The organism is Sphaerisporangium rubeum (assembly GCF_014207705.1).
Taxonomy (GTDB): Bacteria; Actinomycetota; Actinomycetes; order Streptosporangiales; family Streptosporangiaceae; genus Sphaerisporangium; species Sphaerisporangium rubeum.
The window spans coordinates 645,529-668,141 of the sequence record NZ_JACHIU010000001.1; the positions used below are offsets into that span (position 1 = coordinate 645,529).

A 22,613-nucleotide genomic window follows, 5' to 3' on the forward strand; every position below is an offset into this window, starting at 1 on the left:
AAATCTCCCCGGTTCGTGTGACAGATGGGAAGGGGGATCATCGTGAGTGACGTGCGCACGATCACCAAGCGAGGCGGCGCGCCGCGGTTGCGGGCGGACGCGTCGCGCAACCGTGAGCGTATCGTGGCCGCCGCGCGTGAGGCGTTCGTGGAGTACGGAGCCGAGGTGACCCTCGACCAGATCGCGCGGCGGGCCGGAGTCGGGAACGCCACGATGTACCGGCACTTCGCCGACCGCGCGGAGCTCAACCGCCAGGTGGTGCTGGAGGTCCTCGACCGGGTCGTCGACCTGGCCGAGTCGGCCGCGGCGGACCCGGACCCGTTCCAGGCGCTGCGCCGCTTCGTGCACGGCGCCGCGGCCGAACGCGTCGGGGCCCTGTGCACGACCCTGTCCGGAGACTGGCAGCCGATCGCGGAGGAACTCGTGGTCAGGCGCACCAGGCTCGAACAGGCCGTCCAGGCCCTCATGGACCGCGCGCGCACCGCGGGCCTCATCCGTGCGGACGTCGCCCCCGGCGACATCGTGATCGCGCTCTCCCAGCTCACCCGCCCCCTGCCAGGAACAGGGTGCCTGGCGCTCGGCAGGTTCGCCGAGCGTCATCTGGACATCTTCCTCGACGGTCTGCGCGCACCCGCGCGCTCGGTCCTGCCGGGACCCGGGGCGACCTTCGAGGACCTCCGGCCGCACCCCTGACAATCCCCGCCGTCTGACGCCCCGTCGACCCACCCCCCGCGTCGTCCCCGGACATCACGATCACCAGGCCATCGCCAGGTGATCGCCTCTCCGACCGTTAGTGAGTTGACGCATGCCTGAAACGGCCCAGGTCCTGCCGGACCCCCGCCGCTGGAAAGCACTTCTGTTCATCGCCATGGCCCAGCTGATGGTCGTCCTCGACGCGACGATCGTGAACATAGCCCTGCCGTCCGCGCAGGCCGATCTCGGCATCTCCGACGCCAACCGACAGTGGGTCATCACCGCGTACGCCTTGGCGTTCGGCGGTCTGCTGCTGTTCGGCGGACGCGTCGCGGACCTGTGGGGACGCAAGCGCGCCTTCACCGTGGGCCTCGTCGGCTTCGCCGCGGCCTCCGCGATCGGCGGCGTCGCCGCCAACGAGGCCATGCTGCTCGGCGCGCGGGCCCTCCAGGGTGCCTTCGGCGCGCTGCTCGCGCCGGCCGCGTTGTCCCTGCTCGCCGTGACGTTCACCGAGGCGCGCGAACGCGCCAGAGCGTTCGGCGTGTACGGCGCCATCGCCGGTGGCGGCAGCGCCGTCGGCCTGATCCTCGGCGGATTCCTCACCGAGTACCTCGACTGGCGCTGGACGTTCTTCGTGAACATCCCGTTCGCCGCGTTCGCCGTCGCCGGCGCGCTGTTCGTGATCCGCGAACCCGCCGGCACCCGCAACCGCAGCGGTCTCGACATCCCCGGAGTCGTGCTCGCGACCCTCGGCCTCGTGTCCCTGGTCTACGCCTTCACCCGCGCCGAGTCCGACGGCTGGACCGCAGGCGCCACCATCGGATTGTTCGCCGCGGCCGTCGTGCTGCTCGGCGCGTTCGTGCTGGTCGAGAGCAGGGTGCGGCACCCGTTGCTGCCGCTGCGCGTGATCACCGACCGGGCCAGGGGCGGGGTGTACCTGGCCCTCGGCCTGGCGATCATCGCGATGTTCGGCCTGTTCCTGTTCCTCACCTACTACCTGCAGGTCGTCAAGGGGTACAGCCCCGTGCGCACCGGGTTCGCGTTCCTCCCCATGGTCGCCGGCATGATCATCGGCTCGACGCAGATCGGCGCGCGCCTGATGACCCGCGTCCCCGCGTGGTGGCTCATGACCCCGGGCTTCCTCGTGGCCGCCGCCGGCATGCTCATCCTCACCCAGATGGAGACCGGCAGCTCCTACGCCGGCCTGATCCTCCCCGCGCAGGTCCTGCTCGGCCTCGGCATGGGGACGGCGTTCATGCCGGCGATGAGCCTCGCCACCGCCGGGGTGGAACCCCGCGACGCCGGGGTGGCGTCCGCGATGGTCAACACCTCACAGCAGGTCGGCGGCGCCATCGGCACCGCGCTGCTGAACACGGTCGCCGCCGGCGCCGCGACGACCTGGGCCACCACGCACGCCGCCGAGCTGCGCACGCTCGGCCAGGCGGCGTTCGTCAACGAGACCGCGGTGCACGGCTACGCCACGGCGATCTGGTGGGCCGTCGGCATCCTGCTGGTGTCCGCCGCCGTCGTGGTCGCGCTCATCTCCACGCACAAGCCGGGTGACGCGGCCGCGACCGGCGAGGACGGCGTGGACGACGCTCCGCCGGTTCCGGTGCTCGCGCACTGACCACGGTTCGTCACGGGCCCGCGTCCTTTCCGGACGCGGGCCCTTCCGCCGCTCGTCTTCGGACCCGGGCCCGCTCCGGTCCGTCAGACCTTCCGCACGCCGAGCGCGTCGGCGGCGACGGTCAGCGCCGCCAGGTGGTCGTCCACGGTGCGCAGGCCCGCCTTCATCGTGTTGACGGCCATGTGGGTCGCGCCGGCGGCACGCCACCGCTCGCCGAGGTCCCGCACGGCGTCGGGGTCCCCCGTCCAGTTCGCGCGGCCCTCCATGCCGATGGCGGCCGGGTCGCGGCCGGCCTCCGCGGCGGCCCCGTGGACGACGGCCTTGGCCTCCTCCAGCTCGGGGCCCGGCCCCATCTGGGGGAACCAGCCGTCGGCCAGCCGGCCCGCGCGGCGGTACGCCTTCTCGGACTGGCCGCCGAACCACAGCGGCACGGGACGCTGGACCGGCGCCGGCGCGAGGCCCGCCGCGGTCACGCGATGATAGGCGCCGTCGAACGTCACGGCCTGCTCGGTCCACAGGCGGCGCAGCACCTCCACCTGTTCCTCCATGCGCCTGCCGCGTGTGGTGAAGTCCTCACCGAGCGCCTCGTACTCGACCTTGTTCCAGCCGAGCCCGACCCCGAGCCGGAACCGGCCACCGGTGAGCAGGTCGACCTCGGCCGCCTGCTTGGCCACCAGCACCGTCTGCCGCTGCGGCAGGATGATGATGCCGGTCACCAGCTCCAGCGACGTCAACGCCGCCAGGTATCCGAACATGACCATCGGCTCGTGGAAGGTCGTGTGCAGGTCGTAGGGGCCGCTCCAGCCCTTGTGCGCCTCGGGGTCCGCGCCGACCACGTGGTCGTACGCCATGACATGCCGGTAACCGAGCTCCTCCACCCCCTGTCCGTACGCGCGCACGGCCCCGGCGTCCCCGCCGAGCTCGGTCTGCGGGAACACCACACCGATCCGCATCATCGCTCCCTGGTGCCTCTGCGACTCATCCGCCGATCATCATTCCGTGTACGGCGCCGCTCAACCCTGCCGCGGGGCCGCGTAATCGGCTCGACGGCGCGGGCCGCGCTCCGGCAGCATGGGGCCGGTCTCGAACGCCGCGCCGGAACGGACAGAACCCCATGGAGATCCACGAGTACGCGCACCATGACGCTCTCGGGCTGGCCGAACTGATCCGGTCCGGCGCCGTGAGCGTGAAAGAAGTCGAACTGGCCGCGCGGGAGGCGCTGGCGGAGGCCGACGCGGCGGTCAACGGCCTGGTGGGGCCGCTGTTCGACGAGCCGCTGTGGCACGCGGACGGCGGGCCGTTCGCCGGGGTGCCGTTCCTCCTCAAGGACCACGGGCCGGTGGCGGCGGGGGTGCCGTTCACCATCGGGAGCCGGGCTCTCAAAGGCGCTGTGGCGCAGCGGGACACCGAGCTGATGACGCGGTTCCGCATGGCGGGGCTGTCCACGCTCGGCGTCACGACCGTGCCGGAGATGGCGATCAGTTTCGCCACCGAGTCGGCGCGGTACGGCCGCACGCGCAACCCGTGGGACCTCACCCGAGGCGTCGGCGGGTCCAGCGGCGGCGCCGCCGCGCTGGTCGCCTCCGGTGCCGTGCCGATGGCGCACGGCGGGGACGGCGCCGGGTCCCTGCGGGTCCCCGCCGCCTGCTGCGGACTGGTCGGGCTGAAGCCGAGCAGGGCCAGGGTGTCGTGCGGGCCGGACTCGGGGGAACCGGGGCTCGGCATGACGTACGAGTTCGCGCTGACCCGCACCGTACGCGACGCCGCGCACCTGCTGGACGCCGTCCAGGGACCGGCCCCCGGCGACAAGTACGTGGCGCCGCCGCCGCGCGGGCCGTACGCGGACGAGATCGGCCGCGACCCCGGCACGTTGCGGGTCGCGGTCACCACGACGGCCTGGTCGGGGGTGCCGGTCGACCCCGAGGTGGCCGCCGCGGCGGTGCGGACCGCGCGGGTACTGGAGAGCGCCGGTCACCACGTCACCGAGGCGAGCCCCGAGGTCGACTCCGGCGCCATGACGCGGAGCCTGGTGGCAGGGCTGGCGCACATCGGCTCCCTGTATCTGGTCGCGCCGCGGCAGCCCGACCCCGCCGAGATGGAGGCCGTGTCCCGGCTGGTCCTCGACCTCGGCCGTGCGTACCGCCTGGTGGAGATGACGGCCGCCGCGGACGCGATGAACCACGTGACCCGGTCGGTGGGGAGGTTCTTCACCGAGTACGACCTGCTGGTCACCCCGGTGCTGTCCCGGTCCCCGGCCCCGCACGGCACCCTCGACTACGACAACCCCGAGCACACCGTGACGAGCTGGGTCGAGACGCTGTTCGCCTACGCTCCGTTCACCGCGCTGTTCAACGTCTCCGGCCAGCCCGCCGTCAGCCTGCCGCTCGGCCACGGCGCCGACGGCCTGCCGATCGGCGTGCAGCTCGTCGCGCCGTACGGCCGGGAGGACCTGTTGTTCCAGGTCGCCGCGTGGCTGGAGCGCGAGATGCCGTGGCGGGACAGAAGACCCCCTGTGCATGTCGGCGGCCACTGATAGGAATGACCACGCAGGCGCGCACACTGGCCCGACATCGCCATCCTGGACGCGCAGCCCACGAGCCGGCAGGAGGACGGTCATGACCGACGCAGCATCGCCGCCCGTCATCGAGGTCACCATCGCGGCACCCGCGCCGGTCGTGTGGCAGGCGCTGCGCGACCCCGCACTGATCCGCCGCTGGCACGGCTGGGACTTCGACGGGCTCGACGAAGAGGTCGAGAGCATCTACGTCACCGATGTCGCGGCGGACGACACGGCGCATGTGCTCGCCATCCAGGGTGGCGACCGCTTCAGCCTGCATCCGGCGCCGGACGGCACGCTGGTGCGCCTGAGCCGCGTCCCCATCGGCGCCGACCCCGAGTGGGACACCTACTACAACGAGATCACCGCCGGCTGGTACACGTTCCTGCAGCAGCTCAAGTTCGCCGTTGAGCGCCACGACCTCGCGCCGCGCCGCACCCTGATCCTCGAAGGCACCCTGGAGCAGCCCGGCATCCTCGTCGACGCGCTCGGCCTGCACACCGTCGCGGCCCTCGAACCCGGTGCGCCGTACAAGGCGGAGACCCCGGCGGGCCGCCTGACCGGCGAGGTGTGGGCCACCTGTCCCGGCCAGTTGCTGCTCACCGCCGAGGAGCTCGGCGACGGCCTCGCCGCGTTCGTCCAGCAGGAGCACACTTCCTACCGGCCCGAGGGTGGCGTGCTCGTGCTGCTGACGACGTACGGCATGGACGACGACGCGTTCGCCGCACTGGAGTCCCGCTGGGCCTCGTGGTGGGAGCGGCACCGCCTCTCATCCGAATGAGCCCGTCAGGTCTGCGCGTCGAGCAGCGCGCGGGCCGCGGTGACCACGCTCTCGGGTACGGGGGTGGCGCGCACGAGGACGTAGGACATGGCGCCGTCGAACAGCATGAGGAGCTGGTCGGCGAGCGAGCCGGGGTCCTCGGCACCCATGGCGGCGGCCTGGCGGGAGAAGAAGTCGCGCATGCGGAGCTTCTGCTCCAGGGCCACGACCCGGGCCGGGTGCGCGGGGTCGGGGAGTTCGGCGGCGGCGTTCAGCATGGGGCAGCCCCGGAAGCCCGGCTCGCGGGAGCGCTCGCACAGGGTCGTGAACAGTGCGAGCACGCGGTCGCGCGGCGGGGTGGCGTCGTCCTCCGGTGGCAGCAGGCGGCCGGTGACGGCGGTGCCACTGGCCGACAGGTACTCGGCGATCAGCGCGTCCTTGCCGCCGAACCGCTGGTAGAGGCTGCGCTTGGACACTCCTGCGGCCTCGCTGAGGCGGTCCACGCCGGTGGCGCAGATGCCGCCGGCGTAGAACAGCTCGCCGGCGGTGCTGAGGATGCGTTCGCGTACCGTGTCCGTGGCGGTGTCCCTGCTTCCCACCCGATGCATTCTACCCGCTGGAAACCGATCGGTTTACCCGGTGCCGCAGGTGCATGGCGGCGCGGGATGGGTACCGACAGAGGGCTCACATCCCGGCTTTCCTCGCGAAAGGAACCACGAAGTGGCCACAGCAGTGGATCCCGGCCGGTGGCACGCACGACTCGGTGAGCTGATCGCCGAATACGGCGTCCCCGGCGCCACCCTCGCCTACCTGCACCGCGGCGAGGTGCACGAGTACGCCGCCGGCGTGCTCAACGTGGCCACCGGTGTCGAGGCGACCCCCGACTCGCTCTTCCAGATCGGCTCGGTCACCAAGGTGTGGACCGCCACCCAGATCATGCGGCTCGTCGAGGAAGGCCGGCTCACCCTCGACATGCCGGTGGCCGACATCCTGCCGGACTTCCGGGTCGCCGACCCCGACGTCTCCAAGGCCGTGACCGTGCGGCACCTGCTCACCCACACCTCAGGCATCGACGGCGACCTTTTCCTCGACACCGGCCGCGGCGACGACTGCGTCGCGCGGTACGTCGCGGCCTGCGTGAACCTGCGGCAGAACCACCCGCTCGGCGCCACCCACTCGTACTGCAACTCCGGTTTCATCATCGCCGGCCACGTCATCGAGCAGGTCACCGGCAAGGTCTGGGACACCGCGCTGCGCGAGCAGATCATCGAACCGCTCGGCCTCACGCACACCTGCACCCTGCCTGAGGACGTGCTGCGTTTCCGCGCCGCCATGGGCCACCACAACGGCGCGCCGGCCCCCGTGTGGGGGCTCATGCGCTCCGGCGGCCCCGCCGGGCTCATCTGCGCCAGAGCCGCCGACGTGGTGGCGTTCGCCGCCGCGCACCTCGGCGACCGGCTGCTCGCCGCGCCACGCGTGATGTGGGAACCACAGGTGGACGTGCCGAACCCGTACTCGCTCGGCAGGCAGTGGGGTCTCGGCTGGGTCGTCGACCAGTGGGACCGGCGGCTGGTCCTGTCGCACGGCGGCAACACCATCGGCCAGGCGGCCATGCTGTGGATGCTGCCTGACACCGGCACCATCGTGTGCGTGCTGGCCAACGGCGGGTACACCTCGGCGTTCCAGCGGGCCCTGATCACCGAACTGCTCGGCGAACTGACCGGGGTGACCGTGCCGGCCCCGCTCGGCCCACCCGCCGAGCCGTACGAGACCGACGTCGCACGGTACGCCGGGGTGTACGAACGCGAAGGCAACCGGCTCACGCTGACCGTGCGCGACGGCCGGCTCCACCTGCACGACGAGATCACCGGTGCGCTCGCCGGCTACGAGGAACCCACCGAGATGGAGCTCGTCCCGGTGAACGACACGACCTTCGTCGGACGGCTGGACGGCCGGCCCAACTGGATGTCCGCCGTCTTCTACGAACTGCCGGGTGGCCGGCCCTACCTGCACATGGCGGCGCGGGCCACCCCGAAGGTCAGCGGCTGATCCACTCGGTGCCGGTCGTCACCTCGTCCAGGGCCGCCGGTATCGGCGCCACGCCGATGCCGGGGCCGGTGGGGACGTCCAGATGGCCGTCCCGCAGCTCGAACGGTTCGGTGATGTCGGTCTTGTAGTAACGGCGCGACGCGGAGGTGTCCCCGGGGAGCGAGAACCCGGGGAGCGCGGCCAGCGCGACGTTCGCGGCACGGCCCACCCCGGTCTCCAGCATGCCGCCGCACCACACGGCGACGCCGTGCGCGCGGCACACGTCGTGCACCCGCCTGGCCTCCAGGTAGCCGCCGACCCGGCCCGGTTTGACGTTCACCACCGAGCAGGCGCCGAGCGAGATCGCCGCGGCGGCGTGCGCGGCAGACTCGATGGACTCGTCCAGGCAGACCGGGGTGCGCAGCCGCTTCGCCAGCGCCGCGTGCTGCACGATGTCGTCCTCGGCGAGCGGCTGCTCGATGAGCAGCAGGCCGAACTCGTCCAGCCTCGCCAGGTGCGGCGCCTCGGTGAGGGTGTAGGCGGCGTTCGCGTCCACCTGCAACGGCACGTCCGGCCCGAACCGCTCACGTACGGCACGCACCGGCTCCACGTCCCAGCCCGGCTCGATCTTCAGCTTGATCCGGACGTACCCCTCGTCGAGGTAGCCCTCGACCGCGTCCAGCAGCCGCGGGATCGAGTCCATGATGCCGACCGACACCCCCGCCGCCACCCGCGTCCGCACCGCTCCGAGGAACGTGCCGAGCGACTGGCCCGTGCCGCGCAGCCACGCGTCCAGGACCGCCGTCTCCAGCGCCGCCTTGGCCATGCGGTGCCCCTTGAACGGCCGCAGCGCTCGCTCGACGGCGTAGGGATCGGCGTGCGCCGGCAACGCGGGGATCAGGAACCGCCGCAACACGTCCACGGCGCCGTCCACGTACTCCGCCGAGTACAGCGGCGCCTCCATGGCGACACACTCACCCCACCCCTCGGCACCCGGCGTGACCACCCGCAACAGCAGGACGTCCCGCATGGTCTCGGTGCCGAACGACGTACGGAACGGCGCCACCAACGGCAGCGCGATCCGCCGCAACTCAATCCCTGTGATCTTCATATCTCACCGTACGGCCCCCGAGCCGCCTCTCTCTTCACCTGGAACTCCCGCCTGCGCGGAGCCACACATCCCGACGGTACGCCGCCGTCACGCGCACACCGCCTCGATCAGCCCCCTGAGCAGCGCCGCGCGCCTCGGCATCTCGGCGACGACGACATGCTCGCTCTCGGCGTGCGCACCGCCGCCGACCGCGCCGAGCCCGTCCAGCGTGGGACACCCCACCCCGGCCGTGAAGTTCCCGTCCGACGCACCCCCCACCCCGGCACCCCGCAACGGCGGCAACCCCAGCCCGGCCGCCACCCGCTGCGCGAGAGCGAACAACTCTGCCGAGGACCCCGGCTCAAGCGGCGGCCGGTTCGGCCCGCCGAGTACTTCGAGCCGCGTCCCTTCGACCTGCGGCCTCAGCCCTCTGATCAGCTCATCCACCCGGAGCTGCGCCGCCACAGTCGGCACCCGCACATCCACCGCCACCCGTCCCGACGCCGGCACCGTGTTACTGGTCGTCCCCGCCGACAACACAGTAGGAGTCACCGTAACCGGCCCCAAATCTCCGTACCCCTCAGCGGCCCCCGTCCCCGGATCAGGGTTCCTCTCAGCGGCCTTCGGATTTCCGTACCCGCCGCCGGTCCCCATCCCCGCGCCGTTCACCCGCTCCGCGAGCCCGTCCAGCGCCAGCACCTGATGCGCCAGCTCCACCGCCGCGTTCACCCCCTTGGCCGGTTCCAGCCCCGCGTGAGCCCCCCGGCCGTGCACCACCAGCTCGTAGTTCGACGTCCCCTTACGCGCGACCTTCAACGTCCCGCCGTCCGCACTCGCCTCCATCACGAACGCCGCCACGCACTCACGCGCCGTCTCCTCGATCAGCCCCCGCGAGGTAGGCGACCCCAGCTCCTCGTCCCCGGTGACCAGCACACAGACCCCGTCCCTGGACGGCAGCCCGGCGACCGCGTGAAACATCTGCACCAACCCCGCCTTCATGTCGAACACCCCAGGCCCCCGAGCCACCCCGTCCACCACCGACCAGGGCTTCCTCTCCAACGTCCCCAAAGGCCACACCGTGTCGTGATGACCGAGCAACAACACTCTCGGCGTCCCGAAACACCACCGCAGATGGGACACCCCATCAATCAGAACCGTCTCCGCCTCCACCCCCAGCAACCGCCTCCCAAGCCCCCCGACCACCTCCGCACTCCGCGCCACCGCCGCAAGATCCGCAGAAAACGACTCACACCCCACCAAAACCTCAAGATCCCTAAGCATCTCCCCCAACTCCACCGAAACCCTCCATCCCTAGGTACCCCGACCGTACGCCACCCTCTCCCTCCCCCGCGCATGGCAAGCCCCGTCGGCGCCGGGTCGCACGTTCCCCCACTCCGGCCACCCACCTCTCCGTCTCCGGCGCCGACGCGGCGGGACGTGGTACGGCGAATCCGGCGCCGCCGTACGGTGGCTCACCAGTCCAGAACGGCCGTGATCGCTGTCTCAGCCGAAATTTCCCTGCACAACTCCCGATGTCGGGGCCGATTTCCCGGAGTACATTGGCGCTGTGGCGGAGCCCGGCACCACATCAGACCCGGCACCATCAGCCCAGGCACCCCCCGCGCCGGCCGAGCCGTCCGCGCGAGGTGTCCTGCTCACGCCTCATCTGCTGCTCACCGCCCTCGTCGCCGCGTTCTCGCTGGCCATGGTCGTCCTGTTGCTCACCGGTGCGGGCGCCTGGTTCACCCGTGTGGCGATGCTGCTGGCCGCCAGCGCGGGGACGGCGGTCGTCGTCGTCCGGATACCGGCGTCATGGCGAGCACGTACGGGGCTGCTCGTCACGGCGTTCGCCACGACGGCCGGACTGCTCCCCGTGATCGTCGGCGAGGGCGACGCGCCGGGCCGGGTGAACGTCTCCTACATGGCCGACCTGGTGAGACGTGGCCCGTTCACCGAACGGCTTCCCGAACCGCTCACGCTGCTCGGCTTCTCGGACGTCCTCGTCTCCGACTCCCTCGACAAGGTCGACGCCGTGGCACTGGACCTGACCTGGCCGGACGAGTACGACCCTTTCCAGGGCTTCGACGGCCCGAACGCGCACATCGAGATCTACGACACCCCGGCACGCGCCGCCGAACGGGCCCGTGAGCGTTTCGCGGTGCTCAGGAAGCAGTACCCCGAATCGGGCCCGGCACGGCAGACCGGGACCGGCTACTACGTCTTCACCGACTCCGAGCTGTGGGCAGGCGGCGCGAAGGGCCACGCGTACGTGGAGGCGTACTCGTTCCCACCAGGAAACTCCGACCTGGCCCTGGTCAGCGGCACGATCACCGCCGTACTCCGCTACACCGACCGCATGGCCGCACAGGCCTCGGGCTGACCCCCGGGAAATCGTTTCCCTCCAGACACGCGTCCCGGTACCGTCGGCGCCGTGCGTGATCAACCGTTGGATGTGGACGAGAAAGCGCTGCTCGACACCCTGAAGGCATGGGGCATCACCACCGACGCGGTCGAATACGCACCGGTGGGCTTCGGCGACCACCACTGGATCGCCGGTACGGACTGGTTCGTCACCGTGGCCGACCTGCCGCACAAGCCGCACTGCGGCGACGGACCGGACGCCGCGTTCACGGGTCTGCACGCCGCCATGGACACCGCCTGGTCCCTGCGCCACGAGACCGGCCTGCCGTTCGTCACGGCGCCACTGCGCACGGCCGCCGGGGACACGACGGTGCGCCTCGGACAGCGATACGCGGTGAGCGTCTTCCCGTACACCGACGGCACGGCCGGCGACTTCGGCACGCGCCTCACACCTGAGGAACGCACCCCGGTCATCGACATGCTCGCGGCCCTGCACGGCATCACACCCCCACCGTCCACCCCGGCCAGGCCGCTGACCCTGTCAGAACGCGCCGGCCTGGAGCGGGCCCTGGCCGAGACCGGCCGGACCTCGGACGGCGGCCCGTACGCCGAACCGGTCCGAGACCTGCTGAGCCGCCACCGCACGGGCCTGCGCCGCCGGCTGGAGGAGTTCGACCGCCGGTCCGCAGGCGTACGCGGCGAGCCTGTCGTCACCCATGGCGAGCCGCACCCCGGCAACGTGCTCCGCGCACCCGGCGGCCTGGCGTTGGTCGACTGGGACACCGTCGGCCTCGCGCCGCCGGAACGCGACCTGTGGCTGGCCGCCACGACTCCCGAGGACCTGGACCGGTACGCCGAGGCCACCGGCCGCCACCCCGACCCGTCGCTGCTGGAGCTGTACCGGCTGCGCTGGAGCCTTGAGGACGTCTCTCTCTTCCTGGACTATTTCCGTTCACCGCACGACGGCACGGCCGACGCGGAACAGTCATGGACGGCGCTGACCGGCACCGTCGAATGGCTGACAATGACCCAATAGTACAGTTTCGGACGTTAGTCAGCCGAAAATAAGCTTGCCTTTACGAACCACCTCGAATAGCGGCCCCGTAACCGGTCCTGGCTGCGAGAAAAAAATACAGCATTCGCCAACAAACCCCCCGCATAATTCTCCTCGGAGGTGAATGCTCGAAGGATGGATGAAGTTCTCACGACGCTGTGGACTCCATGCGCGACCCCTTCGGCGCCGGTCACCAGACCCGGCGTCGTACCGGACCGGCCGGCCTTCATGACCCCCCGCTGACAATCGCGGCGACGCCGTTGACCGTCGACGCGGACGGGACGCCTGCGATACTGCGTCCCCGGGTGAAGCCTGAGCACCGGCCGCACCGGTACCCCGACGGCACGGTGCGCGTCGGCGGTGAGATCTACGGCCTCGCGGCCGAGATCAGCGACCCGCGTGGCTGGGTGTGGGCCGCGCTGACCCTGATGGACGGCACCATCGCCGTCCCGCAGATCGTGGCACGGCTGAACCTGCTGTTCCCCGAACTGTCGGCACGGCAGGCGGAGTCCCTGGTACGGCAGCTCATCCGTTCCGGCTACGTCGAGGACGCCGCCGCCGAACCGCCGCGGGACCTGACGGCGCGCGAGCTCGACCGGTACAGCAGGAACCACGCCTACTTCCGCCGGGCCGACCTCGTCCCCCGCACGCACGGCTGGGAGGCGCAACTCGCGCTGAAGAACGCGCATGTCGTGGTGGTCGGCCTCGGCGGCACCGGCAGTCACGTGGCCTGGGCCCTCACCGCCGCCGGCGTCGGACACCTGCACTGCGTGGACCCCGACGTCGTCGAACTGTCCAACCTCAGCCGCCAGGTCCTGTACGCCGAAGCGGACGTCGGCCTGTTCAAGGTGGACGTCGCACTCCGCCGCCTGCGCCAGGTCAACTCCGACGTGGCCGTCAGCGGCGACCGTACCCGCGTGGTGAGCGCCGCGAGGCTCGGCCGCCTCGTCCGCGGCGCCGACATGCTCGCTCTGTGCGCCGACGAACCCGGCGGTCACCGCCTCCGCGTGTGGGCCAACCGGGTGTGCGCACGGGCCGGCATCCCCTGGGCCGGCGGCGGCTACAGCGGCCCCCTGGTCACCGTCGGCGTGTACGGCCCCGGTGGAACGTGCTACGAGTGCTACAGCGCCACCGAAGGAGCCAGACGCCGTCCCGGCACCCCCGTGGACCTCGGCGGACCCGGTGTGCTCGCCACATCGGCGGGCCTGTCCGGCCACCTGCTGGCCCACCTCGTGATCGCGCGCCTCACCGGCGTACCCCCCGTCCCACCCGGCCGCGTGATCGGCGTGAACCTGATCGCACCGGACCAGCACATCGACATCAGCCACCCGCCTCGGGCCGACTGTCATATTTGTGGTGATCCACGCGGTGATACCGCTTGACCTGCCGCCTCGGTACTCGGAGGATCGATCCACCACCGCCGAGGCCGTCCGAGCCGACCAGACGACCAGACTTCCGCCGGTCTCGGCTACAGCAAGGGGAGTGTGGCGCCATGAAGTTCGCGGAACGCGACAACCAGCCCGCCGAGATGGAGGGTGAGGTGCGGGCGATGATCGTCATCCGCAGACTCGACCAGTCCGAGACCGCCGCTGACAGCTCCGGGAACTCCAACTGATCACCCGTCGCCTATAGAACGAAGGCCCCCGGTGGCTCCTCGACCGGGGGCCGCGCCAAAAGCGCCTCCACCCCAGGCAGCACCAAGGCCAGAAAAGCGTCGTTCAACGCCTCGGGCCCCACGCCGGCATCCCCTTCCACCCAGTCACGCACCAGCGCCATGAACGCGCCGACGATCGCCGTCACGACGAGGTCGAGCTGCGGCGGCGGCTCCGCACCCTCAGGCAGATACGCCACCAGTTCCCCACGCACGATCCCCGCCAGCACCTTCTCCGCGTGCGCCACCACCACCGTCCCGCCTCGGCGTCCGATCAGCGCACGCAGCAAGGTCCGCTGCTCGTGCACATGCTGGAACATCGCCAGACTGAACGAGAACAATTTCCCCGGCGACCCCGCCGACGCCTCCCGCAGGAACCGCGTGAACCGGTCGAGGTTCCCGAACAACACCTCCTGCTTGCTGGTGTAGTGCGCATAGAACGTGGACCTGCCGATATCCGCTCGCTCAATGACATCGGTGACGGTGACCGCCTCGTACCCCTTCTCCAGGATCAACTCGACCAGAGCCCGCTGAATGGCCTGCCGAGTCCGCCGCACCCGACGATCCGGACTCTCCAAGCAGTCGTATTCGTACACTTTCCGGCTCCTGTCCGGTACGGCACATCTGCGCTGATCTGCTGGTTGACCCTTCGAGGGTAACGAACGGAGCATACGTAAACGAACACTTTGTTCCGTAACTCGATCCAAGGAGCAACCATGTCCCACAAGCACAACCACAAGCACCAGACCCACAGCCACCAAGGCCACGACCACGACCACGGTCACCACGACCACGGTGCCGGTACGATCGACCATCCCCGCGCCTACGAGGTCCTCATCTCGCTGATCCTGGCCGGCCGGCGCCGCCGCCTGTACACCCAGATGATCGACCGCGCAGGCATGACCCCAGGCGACCACGTCCTCGACGTAGGCTGCGGCACCGGCTACCTGACCCGCCTGATAGCCGACCGCGTGACCCCCTCAGGCCAGGTCACCGGCCTCGACGCCGCCCCCGCCATGATCGACTACTCCCGCCGCCACGCCGCCGCCAACTGCACCTACGTAACCGCGGAAGCCCAGCAGATCCCCCTCCCCGACAAGTCCTACGACGTGGTCGTCTCCAGCTTCGCCCTCCACCACATAGCCCCCACGGCCCGCGCCGCATCCCTGCGGGAAATGTTCCGAGTCCTCCGTCCCGGAGGACGCCTCCTGATAGCCGAATTCCGCCCCGCGGAAGGCCACCCCGTAGAACGTTGGCTCAACGCCTTCTTCGGCCACGCCATGCGCACCGGCCTCCGCGAATCCCTCCCACCCCTCGCCACAGAAGCCGGCTTCCACATCGACACCATCACCAAGACCCAACCAGCAGCTTTCCACCTCCTCGCCGTCCGTCCCGCCACAGACCGGGAGACGGCGTCCCGTTGATCCAGATGCACGTGCGCGCAGACCCGCTGGAGGTGGAACCTTAGATGGGCTGAAGAAGGTGAGTACCGTTCCGCCGTCGGGTCACGTCCAGCGGAGTGGTGTATGAGTTGATCTCTGCGTGATCCTGTTTCTGCAGGTTAAGCAGTGAGTGGTTGTGGGAGTGGGTTGTGCTGGGGTGTGTCGCCGGGAATCAGCCGGAGCCGGGTTTTGGCCAGCACGTCCAGTCCCATGTAGCGGCGGGCCTCGGTCCATTCGTCGGTTTGTTCGGCCAGTACCGCGCCGATCAGTCGGACGATGGAACCACGGTCGGGGAAGATGCCCACGACGTCGGTTCGGCGGCGGATCTCTTTGTTCAGTCGTTCCTGGGGGTTGTTCGACCAGATCTGTCTCCAGGTTTCCCGGGGGAAGGCAGCGAAGGCGAGGAGTTCCTCGCGTGCTGCGTCCAGGTGGTCGCAGGCGGCGGGGTACTTGGCCGACAAGGCGTCGATGACCCAGGCGTGCTGGGTGCGTACTTGTTCGGCGGTGGGCTGGTCGAAGATGGTGCGCACCAGGGTTGCCACCCACGGCTGCGCGGATTTGGGGACGCAGGTGAGGAGGTTGCGCAGGTAGTGGGTGCGGCAGCGCTGCCAGCACGCGCCGGGCAACGCGGCGGCGACCGCGGTCGTCAGCCCGGTGTGGGCATCGGAGGTCACCAGCTGCACTCCTGACAGTCCCCGGGCCACCAGGCCGCGCAGGAAGGTCAGCCAGCCGGCGCCGTCCTCGGCCGAGGTCACCTCAAGCCCCAGGATCTCCCGGTTGCCGTTGTTGTTGACCGCGGTGGCGACCAGCACGTGCACATTGATGATCCGGCCGCCCTCTCGGACCTTCTGGGTGAGGGCGTCCAGCCACACGAACGCATACGGGCCGGCGTCCAGCGGCCGGGTGCGGAACGCCTCCACCTGGCCGTCCAGCACCTTGGCCATCTCCGAGACCTGGCTTTTGGATATGTGCTTGATGCCCAGTTGCTCCACCAGCTTGTCCACCCGCCGGGTCGACACTCCCAGCAGATAGGAGGTCGCGACCACGCTGATCAGCGCCTGTTCGGCCCGCCGGCGACGCTCCAGCAGCCAATGGGGGAAGTAGGACCCGGTCCGCAGCTTGGGGATCGCCAGCTCGACGGTTCCCGCGCGGGTGTCCCACTCCCGCGTCCGGTAGCCGTTGCGCCGGTTGGTCCGCTCGCTGCTGCGCTCGCCGTACCCGGCGCCGCACAACGAGTCGGCCTCGGCCGACATCAACGTCTCGGCCATGGTCTGCACCATGGATCGCAACAGATCCGGATCCTGGGTCCGAAGCTGCTCCGCCAGCCAGGCAGCAGGGTCCACACTGTCATTCACGGCCATCGCACCGATCTCCTTCGATCTTGGTTCACCGACCTGAAGGATCACGCGATGGCCGTCCTCGTTTCACGACGCCACGCTGACTACCAGCAGAAACTCGTACACCACCTCCGTGGACGCAACCCGCCGTCGTCGCGGTCCTTGCGAAGAGGCGCTTCGCGCGGAGGCCGCAAGGGCTGTTCTATGTGGGGGACACCCCCACACCCCCGGCCCTGCCGGGCTCACCTCTTTCCGGCTGCTCCTGCTGGATATCTTCCCTGGGTGGTGGAGTTCCTCGGAAAAGAGTGTCTGCCGGTGTCGGTCAACCGTAGTTCACTTCGCACCGGACAGACTGCCAGGACCAGCCCCTGGAGACACCCCAGCGGTGCGCGATCATCTGCACGAGCAGCAGACCGCGTCCTCCTTCAGCGAGCAGGTCCTCGCGGATCTCAGGTGCCGTCTCGCTGCCTTCGTCGGTGACCTCGACGTGGACGTGTCCCACCCGATCGACGATCATCACCGTCACCGTTCCGCCGTTCCGTGACCTGGAGTGCACCACGGCGTTGGTGACCAGTTCCGACACCAGCAGCGTCACGTCGTTGGCGGCCGGATGCCACTTGCCGAGCCTTTCCGTCACGAATCCTCGCGCGAGCGCGACCGATTCGGGTCGTCCGGGTAGTTCGCGTGAAGCCACTGGAACGTCCGGTTCAGTGGCTTTTCCGACAAGCGGAGGCATCGCGGGATCAGCCATTGATCAACGTGATTTGAAACCCCCTTCGGTCCGTTGAAACGAGGTGCGACGGCAGATGACGGCACTCAACGGCGGCACGCCGCGTATGTTCCTTGCTCGGGAATTGCGCCGGGCCCGTGAAGGAAAAGGAATATCCCGGTCAGAGCTCGCCAAAGCGTTCTACGTGAGCGAAGTCCTGGTCCGTCAATGGGAGACCGGCCACCGGGCCCCTGTGATGGACCACGTGACCAAGCTGGACGAGATGTTCGACATACGGGGCATCCTCGTCCGCATCCGCGAGGATCTGGTGAAGGCTTCCGTACCGCTGGAGTGGTTCGGACGGTGGACGGAGATCGAGGGGAGAGCGTCGTCGCTGTGGTCGTTCCAGCCGATGGTGGTACCGGGTCTCCTACAGACCGAGGACTACGCGAGGGCCATCTTGCAGGCGGCCAACCACCTGGCGGATGTCGTGGAGATGGTCAATGCTCGCATGGAGCGACAGAAGATCCTGCACAGGGACGAGGAACCGCCTATGTTCGTCGCGTTGATCGCTGAGAGCGTCCTGTCGCAGAACGTGGGGGGTCCCGATGTCATGGCCAGGCAGCTTGTCCACTTCTCAGAGCTGGCACGACGCGAGAACGTGATCACACAAATCGTTCCCGCTCGCGCGACGGTGTGTGCGGGATTTACCGGTCCTTTTATGATCGTCTTCCGCGTTGACGCTCTGTCACGGCAAGAATCTGTGATCCTCATGACAAGGATGGCCGGACAATGGAAGAACTGAACTGGAAGAAGTCTTCCTACAGCTCGGCGAACGGCGGGGACTGCGTCGAGATCGCCACCCTTCCCACCGATGTGGTCATCCGTGACAGCAAGGCCCCATCGATCGGTCACCTTGTGGTGCCGGCAGTTGAGTTCGGCGCATTCATCACCGCTCTCAGAGGTATCTGACGAGGAGGTTCACCTCGTGGGGAGGGTGCCTGGAACCGGCGGACTCACGGTGGTCGGTCTCCGTCCCCACGAACCTTGAACAGCTGCTCTGCGGGCTGCTCTGTCCGAGTCGGACCTCCGATTGAAGCGACCCTGTTACTCCTCATGGTTCGGAGGGGCTTCCTCAAGCCAGGCCGGTATGTCCTGACCCGTGATCTTGCGGAACGTTTCACGGAACGCGGTGACGTCTTCCCCGTAAGCATCTCGCAGCTGCTCAGCGGCCCTCATCATGAGGCTCTGCGTGTGGTCCGCCAGGTAGGCGTTGCGGTTGAGTCTGGCGACTTCGCGGCGTAGGCGGGTGACCTCTTCGGAGATCCTTTTCGCTTCGTGGCGTAGTCCGACGCTCGTGAGCCGGATCGCGTGGTTGCGAAGCGACCTGACCAGTTCGGGTAGGTAGGCGTTGCGGTTGAGGCGGGTGAGTTTGCGGTAAAGGCGGACGGCTTCTTTGGAGATGCGTAGTGCTTCGAGTTGGTGTCCGGCTTCCGCGAGTGAGATCGCGTGGTTGTTCAGTGAACTGGCCAGGTCGGGTAGGTAGGCGTTGTGGTTGGTTCGGAGGAGTTCGCGGCGTATGCCGATGGATTCTTCCGACACGCTTAGCGCTTCGGGGTGTTGTCCGACTAAGGCGAGTACGTTCGCGTGGGTGTTCAGTGAGCCTGCCAGGTGGGGTAGGTAGGCGTCGCGGTTGAGCCGGGTGAGTTCGCGGTAGAGGTCGAGCGCTTCTTCGGAGATGAGTAGTGCTTCTGGGAGTCGTCCGATCTGTGCGAGTATGTTCGCTTGGGTGTGCAGCGACAGCGCCAGGCTGGGAAGGTATGCGTCGCGGTTGAGCCGGGTGAGTTCGCGGGATAGGTTGACGTCTTCTTCAGAGATGGGTAGCGCTTCGGAGTGTCGTCCGATTTGCGCGAGTATGTTCGCGTGATTGTGCAGCGCCATTGCCAGGTCAGGCAGGTAGGCGTCGCTGTTGATCTCGGTCAGTTGGCGGTAGAGGCTGACGGCTTCTTCGGAGACGGGTATCGCTTCTACGTTTCGGCCGACTCCTGAGAGCACATTCGTGTGGGTGTTCAGCGAGATGGCGAGCTTGGGTAGGTAGGCGTCGCGGTTGAGCAGGGTGAGTTCGCGGCGTAGGCGGACGGCTTCTTCGGAGACGGGTACCGCTTCGATACTTCGTCCGGTTTCCGCGAGCGCGGTCGCGTAGGTGTTCAGCGACATCGCAAGGCCGGGGAGGTAGGTGTCGCGGTCGAGTCGGGTGAGTTCGCGGTTCAGGCGGACGGCTTCTTCGGAGACGGGTAGCGCTTCGGTGCGTCGTCCGGTTTCCGCGAGCCTGTTCGCGAGGTTGTTCAGCGAGCCGGCCAGGTCGGGTAGGTGCACGTCGCGGTTGAGCCGGGTGAGTTCGCGGTTCAGGCGGACGGCTTCTTCTGAGACGGGTACCGCTTCGGTGTGCTGCCCGATGTCCGCGAGCCGGATCCCGTAGTTGTTCAGCGAGCCGGCCAGGCCGGGTAGGTAGGCGTCGCGGTCGAGGCCGGTGAGGTCGCGGTACAGGGTGGTGAGGACCTCGGTGACGGTCGTGTTGAAGCGGGCCAGGCTGATGGAGGTGTCGGGGAGTAGGTCATTGGCGAGGGAGATCTGGTGGCTCAGGGCCTCTGGGTTGTCGGTGGCGAGGGCCTGAAGGCCGGGGAGGAGGAGGGAACGGTGTCCGGAGGCCACGGCCAGCAGGGGAGCGGCTGTGGCGAACGGGTCGGGGTGGGTGGTGATCACATCGGTGATCGCTTTGGTCACCGTGTCGGTGAAGGGAGGGTGAGTGGCGGTGCGGATCAGGGTGAACAGGGACGATTGTGCGGTTTCCAGGTCGTTGACCAAGGCGGCGATCTCGGCGGGTAGCCCGGTGTGGTCGGGTCGGAAGGGCTCGCCGGCGGGGGGTGGGGTGAGGATGTCGCCGAGGAGGTGCTCGGCCAGGCGGTCGGGCTGGATGTGGCCGAGGGCCAGGCTCTGGTTCGGAGGTGGGTACAGCGAGCCCAGCCAGTAGAGGATGTCGCCGGTGTGGCCAGGGCCGGGGTGACTCGGGGTGGCCAGCGCGGCGAGGGATCTGGCGGTGGAGGTGTCGCAGGGGCCCAGCAGGATCAAGGCCGCGACGCAGCGTTCCAGAGCGTGCCAGGACTGGCGGTGACGTACGTGGGGGGAGGTGGCGGTGGACAGGACGCCGGGGTCGAAGAGTCCGCAAGTGGCGGCTACGCGTTTGAGGTAGTCGCGTTCGTGGACGACCAGTTGGTGTTCGGGGCGGGTGGTGAGGGTGCGTTCTTGTCCGGTGGCCGCGTGGAGAAGGTCGAGCAGTGCGGTCATCTGGAGGGTGAGCGCGTTGGCGGAGGTGGACGGCAGGGTGGGTGGGGTGGTGGAAAGGTCCGCTGCCAGGCGGGGCCAGGGGTGTCGTGGTGGATGGCCGATGGCCGGTTGAGGAAGGTTCGGGAGGGCTTCGGCCAGGTCGGTGACCGCGGCCCGGTACAGGTCGTGCCGGTCGGTCTCGGTGTCTCCCAGCGGGGGAAGCGGCCAGTGGGGTGCCGCGGGTTCGCCTAGCAGGTCGGTGATACCGGTCCACCAGGCTCCGGGGGTGCGGGCCAGGAGCAGCACCCGGACGGGATGGGTGGGTGACGCCGTGCTCAGGGCTTCGATGAGTGCGTCGACGAAACCGGGGTGGGCTTCGGCGTAGTCGCAGATGACCAGTACGGGGGTGGCCAGAGTGCGGGCTCGGTCGGCGAGTCTGTGTGCTCGGGTTCTGTGCTGGTCGTCGCTGAGCGGCTGGGGTGGGGGTTTGACGGTGAAGGCGACGGCCCAGTCGGGCCTGGTGACGTTGTGGGGTGACTCAGGGGGGAGGTGGGTCTCGCCTTGGCTGCCTGTGGTCGTGGTGCGCGCGAACTCCCGGGCCAGGCGGGTCTTGCCTTGGCCGCCTTCCGCGGTGATCAGTGCTACCGAGAAGTGGAGAGTGGGGTCGTCGCGCCAGGTGGTCAGGCGGTCGAGCATGTCGGGTCGGGGGTGGAAGCGGACGACCTCGGCCGCGGCGGCCAGCAGTGAGCCGGGGGTCTCGGCGGGGGCCTTTCGCAGGTCGGTGGTGATCACGTCGGTGAGGCCGGCCAGTTCCACCGGCTCTGTGATCGGTGAGATGCCGGTGTCCGCGCGGACCAGGCTCGCGAACTCCTCGTCGGTGACGAAGTCGTGAACGGGTCTGGCGTGCAGGCGTTTGTTGCCGAAGAGGCGGTCATCGAGAATCATCACGCCGAGGACCAACCCGCCGTGCAGCACCGCTGTGCCGGAGGCGCCGGGCCAGAGGCGGTCCTCTTGCTTGGCATTGTGGTGGTCCGGGTCGTCGCGGTATCGGCCGTGGTGCGGTTCCGGTGCGGCGTCCTGGTCCAGTACGTGGCAGCCGCCTGGGCCGGTGGACCAGGGACGGATCGTGCCGCCTAGTTGCTCGATGCCTCGCTCGGTGTCGTCGTACCGTGCGAAGCGGGGGAAGCCCATTCCGGAATAGGTCACCGGCTCGGTGCCGGTCAGACGGCCCCAGCGGACTGTGCCTGCTTGGGTGGGTCGTTCCAGTCGGAGCAGCGCTACGTCCAGGTCCGGATGCTGCCAGCACACCCTGGCCAGGATCGGGCTGGTCTGTGCGCCTGTGTGCCGTGGATGTCCCAGACGTACCTGGATGCGGGGGAAGTCTCCCGCATCATCTGCCACGACGTGGCGGGCCGTCAGGACCAGACGCGGGCCGATCAGATAGCCGGAGCCGCACTTCTTCACCAGGGTGTCGGTGCCGGCGCGGATGTCGGCCAGCCGGGCCGGGTCCATCACTCGTCCCAGGGATGTGCTTCTTCGTCGGCGAATTCGAGATGTCGGCTCCCGAGGGCCGCGTCCATGACGTTCAGCCGGAGTGTCAACCGGTGGGTCGAGCCGCGAGCGATCTTTCCTTCGGCATTTCCCTCAGCTCCGATCGCGAGAACGCCGAACGACGCCTTGGCCGAGCCTTCCTTGCGAAGCTCGACGAGGAACTCCACCTCCACCTCGGTGACCTCGAAACGGAGTTGCTGGTCGGCTCCGGCGTCTTGCGCCTCTCCCAGTTCAGTGCGTAACTGCTCGATCGCTTCGGCAAGTCCGATGCGCGCCGCCATAGTTCCTCCCCGCCTATGTCGAGCCTTCGCGTCAAGTCTCTCCGATCTTCCGCACTTCGTGCCGGGACAATCACCGAACCGGCATGTGTGGGGCCTCATGGTTGCGTGAAGGCCCCGGACGCTCGGATGAGGCCCGTCCCCGTTCTCG

General features: G+C 69.1%; 21 protein-coding genes. 12 read left to right on the plus strand and 9 right to left on the minus strand.

All coding sequences use genetic code 11. The annotated features are described in order from the left end of the window. Positions 1-42: 42 nt before the first annotated feature. Together BJ992_RS02480 and BJ992_RS02485 are read left to right on the plus strand one after the other, a co-directional pair. Entirely contained in the window at positions 43-693 is a 651-nt protein-coding gene (locus tag BJ992_RS02480; RefSeq protein ID WP_221474658.1) for a TetR family transcriptional regulator, read from the plus strand. A 112-nt stretch (positions 694-805) separates the two neighbouring features. Then, positions 806-2,320 carry an MFS transporter gene (locus BJ992_RS02485; protein WP_184978331.1) on the plus strand — a complete coding sequence of 505 codons (1,515 nt, stop codon included), beginning with the start codon at positions 806-808 and terminating at the stop codon, positions 2,318-2,320. Between the two features lie 83 nt (positions 2,321-2,403). On the opposite strand, the gene BJ992_RS02490 is transcribed toward BJ992_RS02485, so the two are convergent. After that, positions 2,404-3,276: an LLM class F420-dependent oxidoreductase gene (locus tag BJ992_RS02490; protein ID WP_221474659.1), complete on the minus strand. Its 873-nt coding sequence runs from the start codon at positions 3,274-3,276 to the stop codon at positions 2,404-2,406. A gap of 158 nt (positions 3,277-3,434) precedes the next feature. On the opposite strand from BJ992_RS02490, the gene BJ992_RS02495 reads away from it, so the two are divergent. Further along, positions 3,435-4,853, plus strand: coding sequence for an amidase (locus tag BJ992_RS02495; protein ID WP_184978332.1), 1,419 nt, complete (start codon positions 3,435-3,437; stop codon positions 4,851-4,853). 82 nt (positions 4,854-4,935) lie between these two features. After that, complete coding sequence (locus BJ992_RS02500; protein WP_184978333.1) at positions 4,936-5,658, plus strand: SRPBCC family protein; 723 nt, start codon at positions 4,936-4,938, stop codon at positions 5,656-5,658. A gap of 5 nt (positions 5,659-5,663) precedes the next feature. Here the strand turns inward: BJ992_RS02500 and BJ992_RS02505 are convergent, their stop codons facing one another. Further along, positions 5,664-6,236, minus strand: coding sequence for a TetR family transcriptional regulator (locus BJ992_RS02505; RefSeq protein ID WP_184978334.1), 573 nt, complete (start codon positions 6,234-6,236; stop codon positions 5,664-5,666). Between the two features lie 121 nt (positions 6,237-6,357). Between BJ992_RS02505 and BJ992_RS02510 the strand changes: the two genes are divergently transcribed. Beyond that, positions 6,358-7,686 carry a serine hydrolase gene (locus tag BJ992_RS02510; RefSeq protein WP_343072468.1) on the plus strand — a complete coding sequence of 443 codons (1,329 nt, stop codon included), beginning with the start codon at positions 6,358-6,360 and terminating at the stop codon, positions 7,684-7,686. Here the strand turns inward: BJ992_RS02510 and menC are convergent. Both menC and BJ992_RS02520 read right to left on the minus strand, forming a co-directional pair. Then, on the minus strand, positions 7,676-8,776 hold the full coding sequence (gene menC, locus BJ992_RS02515) for an o-succinylbenzoate synthase (protein ID WP_184978336.1): 1,101 nt from the start codon (positions 8,774-8,776) through the stop codon (positions 7,676-7,678). The genes BJ992_RS02510 and menC overlap by 11 nt on opposite strands. A gap of 87 nt (positions 8,777-8,863) precedes the next feature. Further along, positions 8,864-10,036, minus strand: a complete 1,173-nt coding sequence (locus tag BJ992_RS02520; RefSeq protein ID WP_184978337.1) for a M20 family metallopeptidase — start codon at positions 10,034-10,036, stop codon at positions 8,864-8,866. 286 nt (positions 10,037-10,322) lie between these two features. On the opposite strand from BJ992_RS02520, the gene BJ992_RS02525 reads away from it, so the two are divergent. From BJ992_RS02525 to BJ992_RS33595, 4 genes are all read left to right on the plus strand, one after another. After that, positions 10,323-11,135: a hypothetical protein gene (locus tag BJ992_RS02525; protein ID WP_184978338.1), complete on the plus strand. Its 813-nt coding sequence runs from the start codon at positions 10,323-10,325 to the stop codon at positions 11,133-11,135. Positions 11,136-11,186: 51 nt separating this feature from the next. Continuing rightward, positions 11,187-12,152, plus strand: coding sequence for a phosphotransferase (locus BJ992_RS02530; protein WP_184978339.1), 966 nt, complete (start codon positions 11,187-11,189; stop codon positions 12,150-12,152). A 278-nt stretch (positions 12,153-12,430) separates the two neighbouring features. After that, positions 12,431-13,552, plus strand: a complete 1,122-nt coding sequence (locus BJ992_RS02535) for a HesA/MoeB/ThiF family protein (protein ID WP_221474660.1) — start codon at positions 12,431-12,433, stop codon at positions 13,550-13,552. A 110-nt stretch (positions 13,553-13,662) separates the two neighbouring features. Continuing rightward, positions 13,663-13,785 carry a hypothetical protein gene (locus BJ992_RS33595; protein WP_281390274.1) on the plus strand — a complete coding sequence of 41 codons (123 nt, stop codon included), beginning with the start codon at positions 13,663-13,665 and terminating at the stop codon, positions 13,783-13,785. An 11-nt stretch (positions 13,786-13,796) separates the two neighbouring features. Here BJ992_RS33595 and BJ992_RS02540 read toward each other — a convergent pair whose 3' ends face one another. Next, complete coding sequence (locus tag BJ992_RS02540; protein WP_221474661.1) at positions 13,797-14,378, minus strand: TetR/AcrR family transcriptional regulator; 582 nt, start codon at positions 14,376-14,378, stop codon at positions 13,797-13,799. A gap of 159 nt (positions 14,379-14,537) precedes the next feature. On the opposite strand from BJ992_RS02540, the gene BJ992_RS02545 reads away from it, so the two are divergent. Beyond that, the gene (locus BJ992_RS02545) at positions 14,538-15,245 is read left to right on the plus strand and encodes a class I SAM-dependent methyltransferase (protein WP_184978340.1); all 708 of its coding nucleotides are present in this window, start codon (positions 14,538-14,540) and stop codon (positions 15,243-15,245) included. Positions 15,246-15,382: 137 nt separating this feature from the next. Here the strand turns inward: BJ992_RS02545 and BJ992_RS02550 are convergent, their stop codons facing one another. Together BJ992_RS02550 and BJ992_RS02555 are read right to left on the minus strand one after the other, a co-directional pair. Next, on the minus strand, positions 15,383-16,624 hold the full coding sequence (locus BJ992_RS02550; protein ID WP_184987493.1) for an IS256 family transposase: 1,242 nt from the start codon (positions 16,622-16,624) through the stop codon (positions 15,383-15,385). Positions 16,625-16,922: 298 nt separating this feature from the next. Continuing rightward, a complete protein-coding gene (locus BJ992_RS02555) occupies positions 16,923-17,351 on the minus strand; it encodes an ATP-binding protein (protein ID WP_343072469.1) in 429 nt (142 codons plus the stop codon). Positions 17,352-17,406: 55 nt separating this feature from the next. Between BJ992_RS02555 and BJ992_RS02560 the strand changes: the two genes are divergently transcribed. Together BJ992_RS02560 and BJ992_RS02565 are read left to right on the plus strand one after the other, a co-directional pair. Beyond that, positions 17,407-18,114 carry a helix-turn-helix domain-containing protein gene (locus BJ992_RS02560; protein ID WP_184978342.1) on the plus strand — a complete coding sequence of 236 codons (708 nt, stop codon included), beginning with the start codon at positions 17,407-17,409 and terminating at the stop codon, positions 18,112-18,114. Further along, positions 18,102-18,281 carry a DUF397 domain-containing protein gene (locus BJ992_RS02565; RefSeq protein ID WP_184978343.1) on the plus strand — a complete coding sequence of 60 codons (180 nt, stop codon included), beginning with the start codon at positions 18,102-18,104 and terminating at the stop codon, positions 18,279-18,281. Before BJ992_RS02560 ends, BJ992_RS02565 begins: the two co-directional genes overlap by 13 nt. A 135-nt stretch (positions 18,282-18,416) precedes the next feature. Here the strand turns inward: BJ992_RS02565 and BJ992_RS02570 are convergent, their stop codons facing one another. Together BJ992_RS02570 and BJ992_RS02575 are read right to left on the minus strand one after the other, a co-directional pair. Beyond that, complete coding sequence (locus BJ992_RS02570) at positions 18,417-22,145, minus strand: tetratricopeptide repeat protein (RefSeq protein WP_184978344.1); 3,729 nt, start codon at positions 22,143-22,145, stop codon at positions 18,417-18,419. Then, positions 22,145-22,465, minus strand: a complete 321-nt coding sequence (locus tag BJ992_RS02575) for a trypco2 family protein (RefSeq protein WP_184978345.1) — start codon at positions 22,463-22,465, stop codon at positions 22,145-22,147. The genes BJ992_RS02570 and BJ992_RS02575 overlap by 1 nt, the downstream gene beginning before the upstream one ends. Positions 22,466-22,613 lie beyond the last annotated feature (148 nt).

Excerpts from the sequence above, each read along its gene's own strand:
- BJ992_RS02485 (WP_184978331.1), top strand. The coding sequence starts at position 806 with ATGCCTGAAACGGCCCAGGTCCTGCCGGACCCCCGCCGCTGGAAAGCA.
- BJ992_RS02490 (WP_221474659.1), bottom strand. The coding sequence starts at position 3,276 with ATGATGCGGATCGGTGTGGTGTTCCCGCAGACCGAGCTCGGCGGGGAC.
- BJ992_RS02495 (WP_184978332.1), top strand. The coding sequence starts at position 3,435 with ATGGAGATCCACGAGTACGCGCACCATGACGCTCTCGGGCTGGCCGAA.
- BJ992_RS02500 (WP_184978333.1), top strand. The coding sequence starts at position 4,936 with ATGACCGACGCAGCATCGCCGCCCGTCATCGAGGTCACCATCGCGGCA.
- menC (WP_184978336.1), bottom strand. The coding sequence starts at position 8,776 with ATGAAGATCACAGGGATTGAGTTGCGGCGGATCGCGCTGCCGTTGGTG.
- BJ992_RS02520 (WP_184978337.1), bottom strand. The coding sequence starts at position 10,036 with ATGCTTAGGGATCTTGAGGTTTTGGTGGGGTGTGAGTCGTTTTCTGCG.
- BJ992_RS33595 (WP_281390274.1), top strand. The coding sequence starts at position 13,663 with ATGAAGTTCGCGGAACGCGACAACCAGCCCGCCGAGATGGAGGGTGAG.
- BJ992_RS02545 (WP_184978340.1), top strand. The coding sequence starts at position 14,538 with ATGTCCCACAAGCACAACCACAAGCACCAGACCCACAGCCACCAAGGC.
- BJ992_RS02550 (WP_184987493.1), bottom strand. The coding sequence starts at position 16,624 with ATGGCCGTGAATGACAGTGTGGACCCTGCTGCCTGGCTGGCGGAGCAG.
- BJ992_RS02555 (WP_343072469.1), bottom strand. The coding sequence starts at position 17,351 with ATGGCTGATCCCGCGATGCCTCCGCTTGTCGGAAAAGCCACTGAACCG.
- BJ992_RS02560 (WP_184978342.1), top strand. The coding sequence starts at position 17,407 with ATGACGGCACTCAACGGCGGCACGCCGCGTATGTTCCTTGCTCGGGAA.
- BJ992_RS02565 (WP_184978343.1), top strand. The coding sequence starts at position 18,102 with ATGGAAGAACTGAACTGGAAGAAGTCTTCCTACAGCTCGGCGAACGGC.
- BJ992_RS02570 (WP_184978344.1), bottom strand. The coding sequence starts at position 22,145 with ATGGACCCGGCCCGGCTGGCCGACATCCGCGCCGGCACCGACACCCTG.
- BJ992_RS02575 (WP_184978345.1), bottom strand. The coding sequence starts at position 22,465 with ATGGCGGCGCGCATCGGACTTGCCGAAGCGATCGAGCAGTTACGCACT.